Source organism: Bacteroidetes Order II. bacterium (assembly GCA_016788705.1).
GTDB lineage: Bacteria > Bacteroidota > Rhodothermia > Rhodothermales > UBA2364 > UBA2364.
Genome location: JAEUSQ010000033.1, coordinates 1 through 18,376 on the forward strand (window position 1 = coordinate 1; position 18,376 = coordinate 18,376).

General features: G+C 47.0%; 16 protein-coding genes. 7 read left to right on the top strand and 9 right to left on the bottom strand.

The window, feature by feature from the left end:
* The 5 genes from tuf to JNN12_08870 form a co-directional block, all read right to left on the bottom strand.
* A partial coding sequence (tuf, locus tag JNN12_08850; GenBank protein MBL7978436.1) for an elongation factor Tu occupies window positions 1-279 on the bottom strand: 279 nt, incomplete at its 3' end.
* A gap of 50 nt (window positions 280-329) precedes the next feature.
* Window positions 330-2,450 (bottom strand): elongation factor G, encoded by a 2,121-nt coding sequence (gene fusA / locus JNN12_08855; GenBank protein ID MBL7978437.1) that lies wholly within the window; start codon window positions 2,448-2,450, stop codon window positions 330-332.
* Window positions 2,451-2,500: 50 nt separating this feature from the next.
* Window positions 2,501-2,968, bottom strand: coding sequence for a 30S ribosomal protein S7 (gene rpsG / locus JNN12_08860; protein ID MBL7978438.1), 468 nt, complete (start codon window positions 2,966-2,968; stop codon window positions 2,501-2,503).
* A gap of 81 nt (window positions 2,969-3,049) precedes the next feature.
* On the bottom strand, window positions 3,050-3,466 hold the full coding sequence (locus tag JNN12_08865) for a 30S ribosomal protein S12 (GenBank protein MBL7978439.1): 417 nt from the start codon (window positions 3,464-3,466) through the stop codon (window positions 3,050-3,052).
* Window positions 3,467-3,743: 277 nt separating this feature from the next.
* Window positions 3,744-4,856 (bottom strand): hypothetical protein, encoded by a 1,113-nt coding sequence (locus tag JNN12_08870; GenBank protein MBL7978440.1) that lies wholly within the window; start codon window positions 4,854-4,856, stop codon window positions 3,744-3,746.
* Between the two features lie 99 nt (window positions 4,857-4,955).
* On the opposite strand from JNN12_08870, the gene JNN12_08875 reads away from it, so the two are divergent.
* Window positions 4,956-6,992, top strand: coding sequence for a BamA/TamA family outer membrane protein (locus JNN12_08875; GenBank protein ID MBL7978441.1), 2,037 nt, complete (start codon window positions 4,956-4,958; stop codon window positions 6,990-6,992).
* 122 nt (window positions 6,993-7,114) lie between these two features.
* A complete protein-coding gene (gene menB, locus JNN12_08880; GenBank protein MBL7978442.1) occupies window positions 7,115-7,951 on the top strand; it encodes a 1,4-dihydroxy-2-naphthoyl-CoA synthase in 837 nt (278 codons plus the stop codon).
* Between the two features lie 192 nt (window positions 7,952-8,143).
* Here menB and JNN12_08885 read toward each other — a convergent pair whose 3' ends face one another.
* The 4 genes from JNN12_08885 to JNN12_08900 all read right to left on the bottom strand — a co-directional run bounded on the left by JNN12_08885 (window position 8,144) and on the right by JNN12_08900 (window position 11,668).
* Entirely contained in the window at window positions 8,144-10,249 is a 2,106-nt protein-coding gene (locus JNN12_08885) for a glycoside hydrolase family 97 protein (protein MBL7978443.1), read from the bottom strand.
* Between the two features lie 402 nt (window positions 10,250-10,651).
* A complete protein-coding gene (locus JNN12_08890; protein MBL7978444.1) occupies window positions 10,652-10,831 on the bottom strand; it encodes a hypothetical protein in 180 nt (59 codons plus the stop codon).
* A gap of 161 nt (window positions 10,832-10,992) precedes the next feature.
* A complete protein-coding gene (locus JNN12_08895; GenBank protein ID MBL7978445.1) occupies window positions 10,993-11,235 on the bottom strand; it encodes a hypothetical protein in 243 nt (80 codons plus the stop codon).
* A gap of 52 nt (window positions 11,236-11,287) precedes the next feature.
* Window positions 11,288-11,668 (bottom strand): hypothetical protein, encoded by a 381-nt coding sequence (locus JNN12_08900; protein ID MBL7978446.1) that lies wholly within the window; start codon window positions 11,666-11,668, stop codon window positions 11,288-11,290.
* Between the two features lie 583 nt (window positions 11,669-12,251).
* Between JNN12_08900 and metH the strand changes: the two genes are divergently transcribed.
* From metH to JNN12_08925, 5 genes are all read left to right on the top strand, one after another.
* The gene (metH, locus tag JNN12_08905) at window positions 12,252-15,932 is read left to right on the top strand and encodes a methionine synthase (protein MBL7978447.1); all 3,681 of its coding nucleotides are present in this window, start codon (window positions 12,252-12,254) and stop codon (window positions 15,930-15,932) included.
* A 65-nt stretch (window positions 15,933-15,997) separates the two neighbouring features.
* Complete coding sequence (locus tag JNN12_08910) at window positions 15,998-16,171, top strand: putative DNA binding domain-containing protein (protein ID MBL7978448.1); 174 nt, start codon at window positions 15,998-16,000, stop codon at window positions 16,169-16,171.
* Window positions 16,172-16,291: 120 nt separating this feature from the next.
* Window positions 16,292-17,143 carry a hypothetical protein gene (locus JNN12_08915; GenBank protein ID MBL7978449.1) on the top strand — a complete coding sequence of 284 codons (852 nt, stop codon included), beginning with the start codon at window positions 16,292-16,294 and terminating at the stop codon, window positions 17,141-17,143.
* A complete protein-coding gene (locus tag JNN12_08920; GenBank protein ID MBL7978450.1) occupies window positions 17,140-17,736 on the top strand; it encodes an AAA family ATPase in 597 nt (198 codons plus the stop codon). Before JNN12_08915 ends, JNN12_08920 begins: the two co-directional genes overlap by 4 nt.
* Window positions 17,709-18,116 (top strand): hypothetical protein, encoded by a 408-nt coding sequence (locus tag JNN12_08925; protein MBL7978451.1) that lies wholly within the window; start codon window positions 17,709-17,711, stop codon window positions 18,114-18,116. The genes JNN12_08920 and JNN12_08925 overlap by 28 nt, the downstream gene beginning before the upstream one ends.
* Window positions 18,117-18,376 lie beyond the last annotated feature (260 nt).

Here is an 18,376-nt window from a genome sequence, read left to right on the forward strand (position 1 = left end):
CATGTTCTTAACATAGTCCGCGTGACCAGGGCAGTCAACGTGCGCATAGTGACGATTCGCCGTCTCGTATTCCACGTGCGCCGTCGCAATCGTGATACCACGCTCACGCTCTTCCGGAGCATTGTCAATCGAGTCGAAAGAACGGACCTGAATGCCCGGCGTGTGCTTCGCCAATACCGTCGTGATTGCTGCCGTAAGCGTCGTCTTACCGTGGTCAACGTGACCAATCGTACCAACGTTCACGTGCGGTTTGGAGCGTACAAAAGTCTCTTTTGCCATTGTATTTGTAGGTTTAAAGTACTGTGTCTAAGTTTTTGTTATACAAGGATTTAATTTCCACCTGCCTGTGCAATTACCTCATCTGCGACCGATTTAGGGGCGGCATCATAGTGATCAAATTGCATTGAGTAGTTGGCACGACCTTGCGTAATTGAACGCATTTGGGTAGAGTATCCAAACATATTAGCCAGTGGCACGTGTGCTTTGATTACCTTTACCCCCATACGCTCTTCCATATTCATGATTTTCCCGCGACGGCTATTCAGATCACCAATAACGTCTCCCATGTACTCTTCAGGTGTAATCACCTCTACGTCCATAATTGGCTCCATGAGTACCGGACTGGCTTTTCGTGCAGCTTCGCGAATTCCCATTCGGCCTGCAATTTCAAAGGAGTTTGCGTCCGAGTCCACATCATGAAACTTTCCGTCAAATAAACGTGCCCTAAGCCCTTCCATCGGGAATCCCGCAAGTGGTCCACGGTCCATGGCAGACTTCATCCCTTTCTCCACTGGTCCGATAAACTCGCGTGGGATACGTCCCATAGAGATGTTATCCACGAATTCAAATCCAGTAGAACCTTGAATAGGACTTAGTTCAAAAGTAACTTCGGCAAACTGTCCTTTACCACCCGACTGCTTTTTGTGGGTGTAGGTATGGGTAACTGCCGAACGGATGGCTTCCCGATAAGCAACTTGTGGTGCACCAATATTGGCCTCGACCTTAAATTCCCGCTTCATACGATCCACAATGATCTCCAAGTGCAACTCGCCCATTCCTGCAATAATGGTTTGGCCTGTCTCCTGGTCTGTAGATACACGGAAGGTGGGATCTTCTTCAGCAAGTTTGGATAAGGCAATCCCCATTTTTTCGACGTCGGCTTTTGTTTTCGGCTCAACGGCAATCCGGATAACCGGCTCTGGGAATTCCATATTTTCCAAAACAATGGGATTATCTATATCGCAAAGGGTATCGCCTGTTCTGACTTCTTTTAGCCCTACAACAGCGGCAATGTCTCCCGCAGCGATAAAGTCTAAGTCTTCTCGTTTGTTGGCGTGCATTTGGAGCAATCGCCCAGCCCGTTCGTCCTTTTCGGTTGTGGTATTCAGGATTTTAGATCCCTTCATTAATTTCCCACTATATACCCGCACAAAAGTCAACTTACCCACAAATGGGTCTGTCATAATTTTAAACGCGAGGGCACTAAATGGCTCACTAACCGTTGTTTTGCGGATCAGTTCTACATCTGGTTCGCGCAGGGCATGACCTTTTACTTCCTCCACATCTACTGGACTGGGCAGAAAGTCTAAGACTCCATCCAATACGGCCTGAACACCTTTGTTTTTAAAGGCAGTTCCACAGAATACAGGCGTAATTTGCATGGCCAAGGTAGCCTTCCGAACGGTTGTACGAATTTCTTCGTCGCTCAACTCCTCTCCGTCCAAATACTTCATGAGCAACTCATCGTCTTGCTCTGCTACTTGTTCTAAGAGGTGGATACGCCAATGACGAGCCGTATTTTTTAAATCTGCTGGTATTTCGATTTCATCATAGGTGGCCCCTTGGGTTTCATCGTGCCAGATAATGGCTTTGTTTTTAATAAGGTCTATGACCCCTTTAAACATAGCACCTTCCCCAATCGGGTATTGAACCGGAACGGCATTCGCTTTTAAACGATCTTTCATCATTTTAAGCACGTTCTCGAAGTCCGCACCAGTACGATCCATTTTATTTACAAACGCAATACGCGGCACACGATATTTATCAGCCTGACGCCACACGGTTTCGGATTGTGGTTCAACCCCACCTACCGCGCAAAACAATGCAACCGCTCCGTCCAAAACACGAAGCGAGCGCTCTACCTCGACGGTAAAGTCCACGTGGCCAGGTGTATCAATGATATTAATCCGATGCGTACCTTTCCGGCGTCCGGTTTTCGTGTCTTCAATGTCTTTCCCCCACATGGTGGTGGTCGCAGCCGAGGTAATGGTAATACCACGTTCTTTTTCCTGCTCCATCCAGTCCATTTCTGCGGCTCCTTCGTGTACTTCACCTATTCGGTGTACACGTCCGGTGTAAAACAGAATGCGCTCGGTTGTTGTCGTCTTTCCGGCATCAATGTGGGCCATGATACCGATGTTGCGGACATTATCCAGCGATAAATCTGACATGATGTATAGGGTTTATTTACTTTTTGCAAATTTTGAGGTACAGAACCGTTTTAGAAGCGGAAGTGGGCAAAGGCTTTGTTCGCTTCGGCCATACGGTGGGTATCGTCTTTTTTCTTCACGGCGGCTCCTTCGCCTTTTGCTGCACTAATCAACTCGTTTGCAAGACGAATGGCCATACTTTTGTCGGAACGTGCCGAGGCATAGTTGATCAACCAGCGATAGGCCAGCGAGGAACGTCGTTCCGGACGAACTTCCATTGGAACCTGATAGGTTGCGCCACCCACGCGACGACTGCGGACTTCTACCACGGGCGCCACATTGTTCAGGGCTTTACGAAACACTTCTACACCCGGCTCCTTGGTTCGCTCTTCGATAATCTCGAAGGCTTTATACACAATCGCTTGTGCGATGCTTTTTTTGCCGCTTTGCATAACCGCGTTAATAAACTTAGATACGGTTACGTCTCCGTAAATCGGATCCGGCAATACTTGGCGTTTTTCTGCTCTTTTCTTACGCATTGTTTTCTGCGTGTTGAATAGTTGAAAATTTGTGGATAACGTTCAGAAGGCTTTGCACCTTAGAACTACTGAATCAATGGCTTATTTCTTTTTGCCACCTTTTCCGGCCGGAGCCGCTGCTTGTCCTGGCTTCGGACGTTTGGTTCCATATTTGGAACGTGCCTGACGGCGACCATTAACACCGGCGGTATCCTGTGCACCACGCACAATATGATACTTTACCCCAGGAAGGTCTTTTACCCGGCCACCGCGTACCAAAACAATGGAGTGCTCCTGAAGGTTGTGACCTTCGCCGGGGATGTAGGCAATAATTTCAACCTGATTTGTCAGACGGACTTTAGCAACCTTACGCATGGCCGAGTTCGGCTTTTTAGGTGTTGTTGTGTACACACGTGTACAAACACCACGACGTTGCGGACAGCTGCTGAGCGCCGGAGACTTTGTTTTTTTGATTTTCGGACTACGTCCTTTGCGGACAAGTTGTTGAATCGTAGGCACTTTTACCTCGCTTATTGGTTCTTGCTACTCATGTTTTGATGCACCAAAAAATGCGTACCTGGCTTTTTGGTCCAGACTTTCAAAATACTGTCTTACTAGATATATAAACAACCATGCACTTGCAACATCGCAAAATTCATTCACTTATCCACAAAATCTACACACAAATAAATCATCTTTTAAATCAAGTGATATAGATCAATATATCAAACAATAAAAATCTTTACAATTCCTTTATATTCATAATTTACAAGAATTTACTTTCAAAAAAAGGTTTTTATTTACAGAATGCCAGCCATTGATGAACCGTTTGTGAAAGTAATTGATCATTAAAGGGCAAGGGTTCACATTTTTGGGCTTGCGAGAGATATTCTGGAAGATGTGCAATATTGTGTTGAAGGCAAACGGCCGCTCGGTTATGGTTGCTCCAGTTTTGCCCCAAGTGTTCTTGTTCGGTCTGACCAGGTGTGGGAACCAGTACTAATTTCGAGATACCCAATACTACATAATCCATTAGACTTGAATAACCGGAACGGGAGATCACCACTTCTGCTGAACGGAGCAGGTGCTGCAAATCTGGGCCATCGAGAAAAGGGATGATTTTGATATTGGGCAAGGTTTTAAACACCTGTCCTCTTGGTCGTCCTTCAACAATCCAGAGAGGGTACGGTAACTTGGGAGCAACCGCCATCAATGCTTCTTGTAACATACTCCGTTGCGGCTCCGGCCCAGATAGTACAGCGGCAATAAATGGCTCATGGGTCTTTAGCCGATTGTCTAAAAAATCGTACGGCGTTGATTCTCCAGAAAAGCGAGACAATACGCCAATCCAATTAACACGGGGCGACCTTGATGCGTTATTTTTGGGTAGCGGGAACCGGTGTAATAAATCACCGGCCAAGCGCAGTGCGGGGTCATCCGGCAGCCACCAATCTGAAAAAGGGCGAATAATTTGTTTATGCACCCCGAACGCCGTCAGATGAAATGCCTGAAACGGCTTGGGCGGCAAGACAGCGATCTGATGCCCAATGAAGGCAGACGGCACGTCGGACAGCCACATTCCAAAACGACTATCCGACACAACCCCATCGAAGGTCTCCTCTTCGTGCCAACTGCGAAGGATACGGTGTTCGTGCGAGACGGTGCGGATAACGTGCGGCACTTGGCCATAGATGGCGATCAAGCTATTTTTGCGGCCATACCGGATGTTGTAGCCAGGAAGTTCTCGGGTTTCTGTTTCTGGAAATGTACGTTTGAGCACCTGCAAGGCATCGCCATCGGATGCCAGCACGACCGAAGCACCTGCTTTTTGCAGCGCCCGAATCACCGGAATACTTCGTGTAGCGTGCCCTAAACCCCAGTTCAGAACGGCGAAGAGAATACGTGGCATATTTTATGGTATGCTTGTGAATAGCCGCTTGCGTTGTTATACTACAAGAAAAGATAGCCTAATCGCACATTGGGTTTATGGAAAAAGGAACCAGCGGGTATGCGAATTCTCTCTATTTTGTTTTTAGGATGCCTGTTTGTTTGCGCCCGGCTTGTTTGGGCGCAGCCCAATTTACGCTTGGTCAATGCCGACACCCAAGTGTCCAAAATTGCTTTTCGAGGACATTCATTCCCCGAAGAACAACTACTGGAAGTTATTTCAACACAAGCACCTACGGCATTCGATCGGTTGGCTCCTTCTTGGGCAAGCCGCCTTGCGTTCAGGGAGGTACGGCAATTTCCGTTTAATCCATACGAGGTTCAAAAGGACGTAATCCGACTCAGGCGTTTTTACCAGCGGAATGGATATCTATCTCCCCGGATTTTATCCCAATTCGACTTCGACCCCGTCGCCAACAAGATTAAGGTTTTTTTTAACATCTCGGAAGGGCCTCCTCTCACCATTCAGGAAATTCTCTTTTTTGGCCCGGATGGCCGCGATGCCTTCTATCAATTTCCGGATGCTTCCCGTAATGCCTGGCGGACTTTTCGGGATCCGTTCATTCAACAATTTGGAGAGCGTTTTTCCGAATTGGCGATGGCGCAATTTCGTGAAAAGGCCGTCCGATGGATGAAAGATAAAGGCTTTGCCTATGCACAACTCCGCGACGTAACCATGGTGGATACCCTCGCCAACCTTGCAGATGTCACCTTATACATTTCGCCGGGACCCCGTTGTTCCTTTGGTAAAATACGGATAACAGGGCTTGAACACATTTCTGTAGCAACCGTTCTCAATCTACTCACCTTCCGGGAAGGCGACCCCTTTTCTTATCGGCAGTTAGAAGAGAGTAAGCGGCAAATTTTTGAGTCCTCCCAGTTCCGTTTTGCCCTCTTCAGTATTCCGACTCAACCTTTATCGGACAAAGTGGATGTCATTTTTGAGGTTCGTGAGGCCAAATTACGCTCTGTAAGTGGTCAGTTGGGGCTATCCTCCGACACAGGCCCCCGGCTGGAAGGCAAGTGGGAACACCGTAATTTTCTGGGGAGCGCCCGAACCTTGAGTGCACAAGTGGTGGTACAACCAGGTGATTCTTTAGGAATTTTCCGTAGTTACCCTATCGAGAAAAAATATAGAGGTTCTTTGTCGTTCAGGCAACCCCATTTTTTTTATCGTAAACTCTCTGTGCTTACACAGCCCTACGTAGAGTACACCAACGACTTTTTGAATACACCACAGACTTCATGGGGCGTAGATACTTCTTTTTTACTTCGCCTTTCTCAATATCAAAATCTGAATATTGCCTTTAACTTTTCGCGGGTAACAGCGGATCCTGCCACGTTGCACAATTCAGACCAATACAATCAGGCGGCGATTGCTTTTTCGGGGACGCTGGGCAAGGTAGATAACATCTTATTCCGTACACGCGGTTGGTTGATCAAACCCTCCATTACCCTTAGTGGACGCCCCGGACTATTGCCCAATGCGCCTAAAGTACTTATCTCGGATCTGAATTACCTAAAAACTTCATTAGAAGGAACGGCATACACCTTGCCTTTACAACAACAAGACGGACTTCCAGACTTTTTGCGCCGAGCATCGCTTAACGTGCGATTATTTGCTGGCAAGATGTGGACCGCCGACAGAGTATTTGAGGATGACAAGTTTTATACCCGTTATTATCGTTTATTGTATTTTGGAGGGGGCGATCGGGATGTTCGTGGCTGGCGAAACAAATACCTTGGCCCCAGAGATGAGTTCGGGTTTGCGCTGGGGGGTACTGGCAAAATTACAGGTAATATCGAAACACAAATCCCACTGCCTTCGCTAAATAGCTTACGCGGGGTGGCCTTTCTTGATTTCGGCAATGTATGGACAAATCAGTTATACCTTAACCCTGCAAAATGGAAATTTGGTACGGGTGCGGGTATTCGTTTTTTGGTGGCAGGATTTACTGGTGGGGCCGATCTGGGCATCAAACTAAACCCAGATTATCAGGACTTACACAATGCGGATGGTGTCCGGTGTAGGTGGTATGATATTTTAGGCTCGTGCAGCCCATTAAGTTTGCATATTCAATTTGGCCAAACATTCTAGATCAGCTGTCTCTACAGAGCAGCATAGCGCGATTGCAAAAATTTTGTGTGACCCACACCTTTCGCCCAGTTGCGGGTTGTACTTTCCTCGAAACTGAACCCTAATATCCAAGACAATATTATATGAGCACTATTCAATGGGTAGAAGCCGGTACGTTTACCGACATCAAATACCACAAGGCGGAAGGCTTGGCCAAAATAACCATTAACCGTCCCGAAGTGCGCAATGCATTCCGGCCAGAGACCGTTAAAGAACTGCGCATGGCCCTACACGATGCCCGCGAGGATCATGAAGTAGGGGTCATCATCCTGACAGGAGAAGGGCGGGAGGCCTTTTGTTCCGGCGGCGATCAACGCATAAGGGGCGATGCCGGATACAAAGAAGCCGGAAACGAGAAAGTCATGCGACTGAATGTATTGGATTTCCAACGAGAAATCCGGACCTGTCCGAAGCCTGTCATTGCCATGGTGGCTGGTTGGGCTGTAGGCGGTGGGCATGTCCTACACGTCCTTTGCGACCTGACGATTGCCGCAGATAATGCCAAATTTATGCAAACCGGCCCCAAAGTCGGTTCTTTTGATGGCGGATATGGCTCCAGCTATTTGGCACGCATTGTCGGACAAAAAAAGGCCCGTGAAATCTGGTATCTATGTCGTCCATACGATGCACAAGAGGCTCTTCAAATGGGCTTGGTCAACAAAGTCGTTCCCTACGAGGCATTAGAAGAAACCACCGTAGAGTGGGGGCGTGAAATCATGCAAAAATCGCCATTGGCCATCCGACTGCTAAAATCCGCATTGAATGCAGACTGTGATGGTCAAGCGGGGCTTCAGGAATTGGCGGGAAATGCCACCTTATTGTTCTACATGACAGAGGAAGGACAGGAAGGACGGAATGCGTATAATGAACGCCGACAACCCGCTTACGACAACACAGAGCGATTCCCACGTCGTCCGTGAACAAAGGTATAAATACAACAAGAGCTGATTGGGTTTTGTTTGTACCATAACCCACACACAATTTAGGCTGCTGAATCTTCAAGAAAGAGAGGGTGTAAAGATCTCTATTTATGTTTATGGTGTAATCCCAACTTTTGTTAAAAAGGCCACCCCAAACGAGTGGCCTTTTCTGATTACATGGTTCGTTTTCAGTTAGTAGGGCTTTAGGCTAATGGCCGTGCCGCCGCCTGCGGCCAATTTGAGTGTTAAGGTTTGGCCTTTTTTGACGTTCAAACGCCGAATGTTCACGGACTTTGGGTTCTTTTCCCAGTGTGCGTCTTGGCCGTCTTCATATACCGTCGCTTGATATGTTTTTCCAGCATCTAAAAAATCTAAGGGGATGGTAAACACACGGGCTACTTCATCGGTAATGCTTCCGATAAACCAATTGGGACTGTTTTTTGCTTTTCGGGCAATGGAAAGGTATTCCCCAACTTCCGCATTCAAAATGCGTGTATCGTCCCAATCTACAGCCACTTCTCGGATAAACTCCAAGGACGGTTTTCCCTCATAATGCTCTGGCAAGTCTGCCACCATTTGAACCGGGCTGTATAATGTGACATACAACGCAAGTTGTTTGGCAACCGTTGTGTGTACCCGCTCATCTTTTTTGAATGAATCGAAGGTAACATCAAAAATGCCCGGGGTATAATCCATTGGGCCGCCCAGCAGTCGGGTAAAAGGCAAAATGGTTTCGTGTTCAGGCGGGTTTCCTCGGCTCCACGCATTAAACTCGTTACCCCGCGCTGCCTCCGAAGCCATCCAGTTCGGATACGTCCGGTGCAACCCTGTTGGACGGACTGGTTCATGTGCATCTATCATCACTTTGTGGCGGGCCGCCGCCTCGACGGCACGGATGTAATGGTTTACCATCCATTGGCCATCATGGTGTTCACCTTTGGGAATAATTTTTCCCACATATCCAGTTTTTACGGCATTAATGCCATGCTGCTTCATATAAGCAAAAGCATCCTCCATTTGTCGTTCATAAGAAGTGACGGCCCCAGACGTCTCGTGATGACCTATTATTTCTACGCCTTTGCTTCGGGCATAATCTGTTACGGCCTTTATGTCGTAATCCGGATAAGGCTTGGTAAAATCAAACACTTCGTCTTTCCATTGACCATACCAATTTTCCCAGCCCATGTTCCAACCTTCCACCAATACGCCATGAAGGTTATTCGCGGCGGCAAAATCTATGTATCGCTTCGTATTTTCGGTGGTCGCGCCATGCCTACCTGTTGGGCTGAGTCCCTGTGCTGAACCAGCATCTTGCGTTCCGGCATAATCCCAAGTTGACTTTCCGAGGTGCATTTCCCACCAAACACCAGCAAACTTCATTGGTCGTATCCAGGAGGTATCTTCATATTTACAAGGCTCATTCAGGTTCAGGATCAACTTAGAGGACAATAAGTCCGCCGCACGATCACCTAGTAAAATAGCCCTCCACGGTGTTCGGTGGCCGGGCCTAACCACAGCCTTATTCACTAAATCTGGTGAAGGGACCAGTATAGCCGATAGTTTCAGGGTGCGATGATCCACGTGCAATTGCATCGCAGGAAAGTCTATGAGGGCCGCTTCGTGGATGGCCATATGCCAGCCATTCGCCATTTTGAAGGTAATCGGGGTTTGGACAGATTGGCGGTCGTGCAGGTTCATGGTTCCGATAGACGTTTCAGTCTCTCGATACCATGTATTTTCGATCTCGCTTATGCGGGTTGTGGAATATAAATGCTCATTGGAATCCCAATCCCCTGGGATCCAAAACGCCTTGTGATCGCCCATCAGTTGGAACGTCGTGAGTTCATCGGTAATGGCAATATCATGTTCATACCCTTCTTTGGGGAATTCATAACGGAAGCCCAGCCCATTATCATACACCCGGAAAACAACCTTTAGACGTGCACCGGAGCGATGTTTCAAAGGGATGGCCACCTCGTTATAGTGGTTCCTGATATCTTTCACTTCCCCCCAAACGGGTTGCCAAGTCTCGTCAAATGTATTTCTTGCGACTGATCCAGCGAGGGTAAAATCTTTCTTCAGGAGCCCATCCCGCAAGGCAAAACCGAGTGCAGATTGTCCTAATACCGCTTGATTACGATAAAAAACCCGGTACGTGGGCACCCCCTCTTCGGAAAGAGTAAACAACACGCGTACTAATTTTCCAGGAGATATAACCGTGATGGGAGACTGTGCCATAGCAGGCGTTCCAGATCCCAACAGGTACAAAACCATCCAAATAACGGCTCTTTTCTTCATGACCATAAAGGTTAGTTTCAAGGAAATAATTGTCTTACCAATTTACAAGACTGCATTCCAGAAGTATGCTGCACCATCTGAATTTTTAGTGCAATAGACCGTCGTTTCCGGCTTAACATGGGTAAATGTCATCAATTTGCTACTCAGTACCTTCAGATCCTTTCCGAAGACATAAGCGTTTAGGCCCCCATTAAACGAAAATCATCCCTTCAAGGCTCACCTCCAAAGCCATGTTATACAAGATCATACTTACACTATAATGATTGGCCAAAAAATAGGAGAAACTCAAAATAGTCAACCTTCCGGGTGTTGAGTGGAGTCGAGCCGAGCGAAGCGACACACGAAGTAAATGCCGATTTTTACAACGTATTTGAGGAGGAGAAATAAATTTTGGGCTTTATTCTAAAAAATGGCCATCATATAGCGTTGCATCAGTCGAAACGCTTGTTCCAATTTGGGATGCTGGTCATGATCCAAAAATAACCAAATCGCATCGTAAGGATTTTTATCGAGCTTGCCTTCACGCTGCTTGTTAATCGCATATTGAACAAGGCTAAGCGGATCGTTCTGCGCTTGCTGCATAATCTCAATTGCAATGGCGCGTTGAAGGAAACGAGGTAGCTACTCTTTTAAAGACTGGCTATACAATTTCCCTGCGAACCCTTCACAAATAATCAAAATACGCTTATAAACGCTACGCTGTTTCATATTCAAGTTTTTGCATCTGAATCAAGAAATCTGTGTCATGAGCCACCTAGACGGCCTGAAGCATACCATTTATCTAATGGAATATCGGCGCGAATTCCCCCAATTTCTGAAGCCCGGAAAAGCGTTGTATTGCCCATTTCATCTTTTTCCGTTAACCAAATTTGATCTCGCCGAAACGCATCATTGTTCAATTGGCTAATATCATGAGTGGCAAAAATCAGTTGCGCGTTATTATGACCAAGGTTCGTCCTGCTTCTAACGCATAAAGTATGATCCAAGCTTTGGGCAGTAAATATTGTGTGCCAAGAGATTCTTCCTCTAAATCGAACTTTATCGTCTGCACATCTCCAGATTCGCTATAGCTAAGATGCTCTGTGTTTTGATTCGGTATTTATTCATTTCTTCCAGATATTGCCTGACTTCCGACGGGAATCCATCCGGAACATGGAATTCGGTTTGGTTCACTTCAACACGAAGCGACTTTACCCCTGTGTCTAAAGCCGAAATGAGGTGGTTGAGCTTGGTTCGGAAATCGGAAAGCAGCATCTTCAAAAGTCGCTTGATGAGTGAAAACTTGAGCGACAACTCTTCCCAGTCATCCATTGGTTGGAAGGCGACCATAACGGACGTAAGAAACGAGTAGTCATTACCGAGCCATACCACCTTGTTTTCTACGGCTTTTGAGAGAAAAAGCTGATGTTCGAGAAGCAACTGTTCAAGGCTTCGTTTCGCACCTTTATACAACTCGCCAAATTTTATAGGCTGCCCTTTTATACGCTCAAACAGCAACACCTTAGAGCGCCTTGTGTATATATACAATGACTCAAGCTCAACTTGGTACTGAGAAAATGAAACAACATATTTATACTGCTCCCCATTGGAAATAAAGACAATCTCAAAAGTTGTTGGTTGTTGACGGCTTCAGGACTTAGTTTATGAGGTTCGTATTAAGAAATTTCTTACTGAGGTTTAAAAAGAGAAGAGCGCGTAACAAAATAGCTTAAGGCATCCATTGCCCACAGTAAATTGCTTTTACTAGAAGCATTCGCCCCATAAAGCACCGCCGTTTGGCTTTGGGGCAAAATAAGACCTTCAACAAACATCTAAAAGGATTTAAGCACCACTTTTGTAGAAAAAAATCAAAAAACATCTTTTTATCGGCATAGACCAAGGGAATATTCGTCTTTTCATGTCTGCAAGGCCTAAAACAACTTCTACTCAATTTCCGTAAGCAGGCGGATAGATTGATGTATTTTGGCGGTCATGTTTTTATAAACCAATGCATTCAAGTAGCATGACCTCCCTGCAACAACTCCAGCAGCTCTTACAAGCACGCATTTTGATTATTGATGGTGCAACTGGCACCATGTTCCAAAAATATCATAAAACGGGGCGCTTCATATTGGATGAATCCGCGTTTCGTGGTGAACGGTTTAAAGACCATCCCAAAGACCTGAAAGGCAATAATGACCTGCTTTGCCTTACCTGTCCCGAAGCAGTCGAGGCTGTACATCATGCTTTTTTGGAAGCAGGCGCGGATATTATCGAAACCAATACCTTTAGCAGTACCTCAATTGCCCAAGAAGATTATGCGCTGGGCCACATTGCCTATGAACTTAATTTGGTAGCGGCCCAAATAGCGCGAAAAGCCGCAGATGCTTATTCCACATCCGAAAAGCCGCGTTTTGTGGCAGGTTCTATCGGCCCGACCAGCAAGTCCCTTTCCATCTCGCCAGACGTAAACGATCCAGGGTTTCGGTCAGTCGCCTTTGATGAATTGGTGGCTGCTTATGAAGAGCAAATTCGAGGATTGGTGGATGGCGGATCAGACCTTTTATTGGTCGAAACCATTTTTGATACCGCCAATGCCAAAGCGGCCATTTTTGCCCTTCAAAAATACTTTGATGAAACAGGCCAGCAGCTTCCAGTAATGATTTCGGGAACGATTGTAGATCAGAATGGGCGGACACTATCGGGGCAAGTACCAGAGGCATTTTATTACAGCATTATGCACACCCCCAATCTGCTTTCGGTTGGGTTTAATTGTGCATTAGGTGCGGAATCCATGCGCCCTTATTTGGAAGAGCTTTCGCCTGTTTGTACGGAATATGTGAGCTTATATGCCAATGCAGGGCTACCCAACGCGTTTGGGGAATATGACCATTCGCCTGAATTTATGGCGGAAATCATGGCCCAGTATGCCAAAGAAGGTTTATTCAATATTGTGGGCGGTTGCTGCGGTACGACCCCCGAACACATTGCCGCCATTGCCGAAGCCGTTGCAGACATTGCACCACGTCCTTTGCCCCAAGTGCCACCATACTTACGCCTTTCGGGTTTAGAACCCTTGGTTCAGCGTCCCGATACCAATTTTATGAACATCGGTGAGCGTACCAATGTAACGGGGTCACGGAAGTTTGCGCGACTTATTAAAGAAGGCAATTATGAAGAAGCGCTTAGCATTGCACGCCAACAAGTGGAAAACGGCGCACAAGTGATTGATATTAACATGGACGAAGGCATGCTGGACTCAGAAGCGGCCATGGCGAAGTTCCTGAACTTGATTGCTGCCGAACCTGATATTTCCCGCGTACCCATTATGTTAGACTCCTCCAAATGGTCGGTTTTGGAGCAAGGGCTTAAATGCGTGCAAGGTAAATCGGTCGTCAACTCAATCTCGATGAAGGAAGGTGAGGCGCTTTTTAAAGCCCAAGCCCGTCTTTGCCGCGCTTATGGTGCTGCGGTGATTGTGATGGCATTTGATGAGGAAGGCCAAGCCGACACTTTTGAACGAAAAATAGCGATCTGTGAGCGCGCTTATCGGATTTTGACAGAAGATGTGGGCATCCCTCCACAAGACATCATTTTCGATCCCAATATTTTTGCCATTGCAACAGGCATCGAAGAACACAATCAATATGGCATTGCCTTTATCGAGGCTACGCGCTGGATCAAACAAAACCTGCCGTTTGCCAAAGTCAGTGGCGGGGTGTCCAATATCTCCTTCTCGTTTCGGGGAAATGAACCAGTCCGCGAAGCCATTCATGCCGCCTTTCTATACCACGCCATCGGTGCAGGGATGGATATGGGGATTGTGAATGCGGGGCAGTTGGCCATTTATGATGAGGTTCCGAAAGAACTACTCAAAAAAATTGAGGATGTCCTCTTCAACCGTGACCCCGAAGCCACCGAGCGCTTGGTTGCTTTTGCCGAGACCCTCAAAGCCCAGCAATCTGGCACAAAAACAGAGGTCAAGGATGAAGCATGGCGTAGCCTACCTGTTGCCGAGCGCCTCAAACACGCCCTTGTGAAGGGCATCGTGGACTTTATCGAAGCTGATACCGAAGCTGCGCGGGTGGAATATGACAACCCGCTCACAGTGATCGAAGGGCCTCTAATGGATGGTATGGGCTTTGTGGGAGACTTGTTTGGCGCAGGGAAAATGTTTCTGCCCCAAGTCGTGAAGTCGGCAAGGGTGATGAAAAAATCAGTTGCATACTTAGAACCCTTCATCCAAGCCACCAAGTCCGCCGATGCAGCCCCACAAGCAAAAGTTTTATTGGCCACGGTCAAAGGGGATGTGCATGATATTGGTAAAAACATTGTAGGTGTGGTCTTGGCGTGTAACAACTACGAGGTGATTGATCTGGGCGTTATGGTGCCTGCCAATAAAATTTTAGAAACGGCCAAAGCCCAAAACGTAGATGTCATCGGGCTTTCGGGCCTCATCACGCCGTCTTTGGACGAAATGGTGCATGTCGCGAAGGAAATGGAGCGACTTGGGATGAAAACGCCTTTGTTGATTGGTGGTGCCACGACTTCCAAAATCCATACCGCCGTCAAAATTGAACCCCATTACACCGCGCCTGTCATCCATGTTTTAGATGCGTCTAAGTCAGTTCCAGTCGTTTCACGGCTTATAGATGCCAAGCAGCAGGCAGCCTTCACCGCCGAAATACGGGCAGAATACGAAGCCGAGCGCGAACGCTTTGCCAACCGAAGCAACCGCCCAAGCCTTATTTCATTGGCAACTGCCCGCGCCAATGCTTTCCAAACAGATTGGGCAAGGCATCCCATCCACCGCCCCAATGAGTTAGGCAGGCAAACCTTAGAAAACATCCCGATCCAAATTCTACGCGATTGGATTGATTGGACCCCATTTTTTATTGCATGGGAAATGAAGGGCAAATATCCGCAAATTTTGGAACATCCCGAACGCGGCGAGGAAGCCCGCAAACTTTTTGAAGAAGCCAATGCGCTTTTGGATCAAATTATTGCACACGAAGCCTTTAAGGTAAATGGCGTTTTTGGACTTTATCCCGCCAATGCCCTCGGCGACGACCTAGAACTTGTGCTTGCAGAAGGCGAAACCCGCCGATTCCACAGTTTGCGCCAACAAACCCAAAAAGGAACGGATAAAGCCAATCGCGCCTTAGCCGACTTTGTTGCTCCAAAGTCCACAGGTCGCCAAGATTATATGGGCGCATTTGCCGTAACGGTGCATGGGGCTGAAGCCCTCGCCGCCGAATTTGAAGCCAAACATGACGATTATAACGCCATTATGGTCAAAGCCCTTGCCGACCGCCTCGCCGAAGCCACCGCCGAGTGGCTCCATGCCGAAGTGCGCCGCGAGCATTGGGGCTATGCCACTGAAGAAAACCTCTCGCAAGAAGCCTTGATTAAAGAACAATACGACGGCATCCGTCCTGCGCCGGGCTATCCTGCTCAGCCTGACCATACAGAAAAAATCACCTTGTTCGAGATACTGAATGCAGAAAAAGCCATCGGTATTTCCCTCACCGAAAACTTAGCCATGATGCCCGCCGCTTCGGTATGTGGATTATACTTCGCCCATCCTGCAGCGGATTATTTCAATCTGGGCGAAATCGGAGAAGACCAACTCGCCGACTATGCCCAACGAAAAGGCTACACGCTGGAAGAGGTGCGCCGCTGGCTCGCCTCGAATTTGGGGTAATAACACTGTACCAGTAGGTTTGTTTTGCCCTATGGGCTTTACTAACAAACTTAGAAAGCGATCGTATCGAACGTACCGTTATTAAACCCGATAAGAATGCCACGGATAAGGCCAGTGAAGCCATTTGCGCCTTTTCAAATGACTTGCCCAATCATCAAAAAACAGGCTATTTTCTTTTCGGGGTAAACGATAATGGGCATTTAGCAGGACAGCGCTTTGGTGATACTGAACTGCAATAGGCCGGTGGCCTACGTTCTGATGGCAACATTTTACCGATTCCAATTCTAAGCGTAGAACACTTCCATTTTGAAGAGGGAGACGTTTTGGTGATTCAGGTAAAACCTCATGAGGTACCACCCGTGCGTTATAAAGGGCGTACCTATATCCGTGTTGGTGCAAGAAAAGCCATTGCGAGCGAAAGTGAAGAGCGTATTTTATCAGAACGGCGTTCGGCAGCTTATCGAACGTTTGATACAACACCTTGCTGGGGCAACGAATCTCAAGACCTAAACCTGGGATTATTTAAAGAAACGTACCTGCCAACAGCCATAGATGCTAAAATTCTGGCAGATAACCATCGAGACCCCGTCCTACAAATGGCCTCCTTAGGGCTTTATGATTTAAAAAAGCAAACCCCGACCTACGCCTCGATCCTGCTTTTTGGCAATAACCCTATTTTTTATCTGCATGGAGCCTATATTCAATATGGAGAATTTGCGGGAGAAAATATCGCATCCGACCTTGTGTCAGAGCGCCGTTTTTCAGGTGACTTAATCACTATGCTGGCTTCTTTGGAAGGGTTTCTGAAAAATCTGATTTACGCCAAACTGATTCCACTGGGAGGCTTACGAGAGCAAATCGTCTATGATTACCCCTTGGCTGTTTTACGGGAATTACTGCTCAATGCCATTATGCACCGAGACTACGCCTCCAATGCACCTATTCGGTTTTATCGTTTCACAGATCATATTGAAATTCAGAATCCAGGCGGGCTATATGGAACAGTACGCCCCGAAAACTTCCCGAATCAAAACGATTACCGAAATCCTATCATTGCGGAAGCACTGAAAAACTTAGGGTACGTCAATCGCTTCAATCGCGGTATTGCCCGAGTAAAACACGAACTTGCCGAAAACGGAAATCCAGAACCTTATTTTATATACGACCAGCCAGACTATTTTTCCGTATCCGTTTTTAAACGAGCCATATGAAAACCCTGACGTTTTTTAATAACAAAGGAGGTGTTGGTAAAACAACCTTGTTGTACCACTTAGCCTTCATGTTGGCGGAACTAGGTAAAAAGGTTTTGGTGGCCGACTTAGATCCCCAATGCAATGCTTCTGGTATATTTCTGGGAACGAAACGAACAGAAGATTTCTATACGGAACAAGCACCTGCCACCATCAAAACGGCTATGTTTCCTTTATTAGAGGGAACCGGAGATATTGAAACGCCATATGTGGTACAAATTAGCGATCAAATTGGGCTTTTAGCGGGGGATTTGGGGTTATCGCAAGTGGAAGACGAACTGAGTAAAGAATGGAATGTTACGCTGGATGGCAACGTGCGGGCATTTCGGGTGGTGTCTGTTTTTTACCGCATCTTACGCAATGCTTCCGACGTTTTTGATGCGGACTTGGTGCTAATAGATGTAGGCCCCAATCTGGGGGCGCTAAACCGCTCTGTATTGATTGCCAGTGATTATATCATCATGCCTATGGGGGCAGATCTTTTTTCCCTTCAAGGCTTGTCAAACTTGGGCTATGCCATTACCTCATGGAAAAAAGCATGGGGGAGCGGTTGAACAAAGCGCCTGAACGCATCAAAAATGAACTGCCAATCGGTGCAATGCATCCGCTGGGATATGTGGTTATGCAACACGGGATTCGGGAAAGCCGCCCGGTACAATCATACCTGAGATGGGCCAATAAAATCCCGAACCAATATGCCGAAACAATCTTGCATAAACCCAATCCACCCAACCTTGCTTTAGCCGAAGACCCTTCTTGTCTGGCCTTGCTCAAACATTATCATAGCCTTATGCCGATGGCTATGGAAGCGCATAAGCCGATGTTCTACTTAAAGCCGACAGATGGTGCCATTGGTTCGCACCAACAAGCAGTACGCAAATGCCATGAAGACTTTAAGGCATTAGCAGAAAAAATAACAAGATTAATCTATTAGGGCTTACAGCTCTCGCTAAAGAGGGCCTTATTCATTCCAAGCAGACAAGCCTAAACTGGGTATTTGGATTACGCCCAAGAGGATTTTATTCATTTTTTAGTACCTAGGGTGTATTTTGGCTACACCCTATTCAAATGCCCAGATCAGAACCTACATGGGGTATGGAAAGGCGAGACCTTACCCTTCCCTGTCCCCATACTGCTTTCTACAGAACGGCCAGACGCATGGAAAAACCATTGCTGGACAATAATCTAAAACTT

Coding starts and splice junctions, on each gene's coding strand:
- fusA (MBL7978437.1), bottom strand. CDS start 2,450: ATGTCAGATTTATCGCTGGATAATGTCCGCAACATCGGTATCATGGCC.
- rpsG (MBL7978438.1), bottom strand. CDS start 2,968: ATGCGTAAGAAAAGAGCAGAAAAACGCCAAGTATTGCCGGATCCGATT.
- JNN12_08870 (MBL7978440.1), bottom strand. CDS start 4,856: ATGCCACGTATTCTCTTCGCCGTTCTGAACTGGGGTTTAGGGCACGCT.
- JNN12_08875 (MBL7978441.1), top strand. CDS start 4,956: ATGCGAATTCTCTCTATTTTGTTTTTAGGATGCCTGTTTGTTTGCGCC.
- menB (MBL7978442.1), top strand. CDS start 7,115: ATGAGCACTATTCAATGGGTAGAAGCCGGTACGTTTACCGACATCAAA.
- JNN12_08885 (MBL7978443.1), bottom strand. CDS start 10,249: ATGAAGAAAAGAGCCGTTATTTGGATGGTTTTGTACCTGTTGGGATCT.
- JNN12_08890 (MBL7978444.1), bottom strand. CDS start 10,831: ATGCAGCAAGCGCAGAACGATCCGCTTAGCCTTGTTCAATATGCGATT.
- metH (MBL7978447.1), top strand. CDS start 12,252: ATGACCTCCCTGCAACAACTCCAGCAGCTCTTACAAGCACGCATTTTG.
- JNN12_08920 (MBL7978450.1), top strand. CDS start 17,140: ATGAAAACCCTGACGTTTTTTAATAACAAAGGAGGTGTTGGTAAAACA.
- JNN12_08925 (MBL7978451.1), top strand. CDS start 17,709: ATGGAAAAAAGCATGGGGGAGCGGTTGAACAAAGCGCCTGAACGCATC.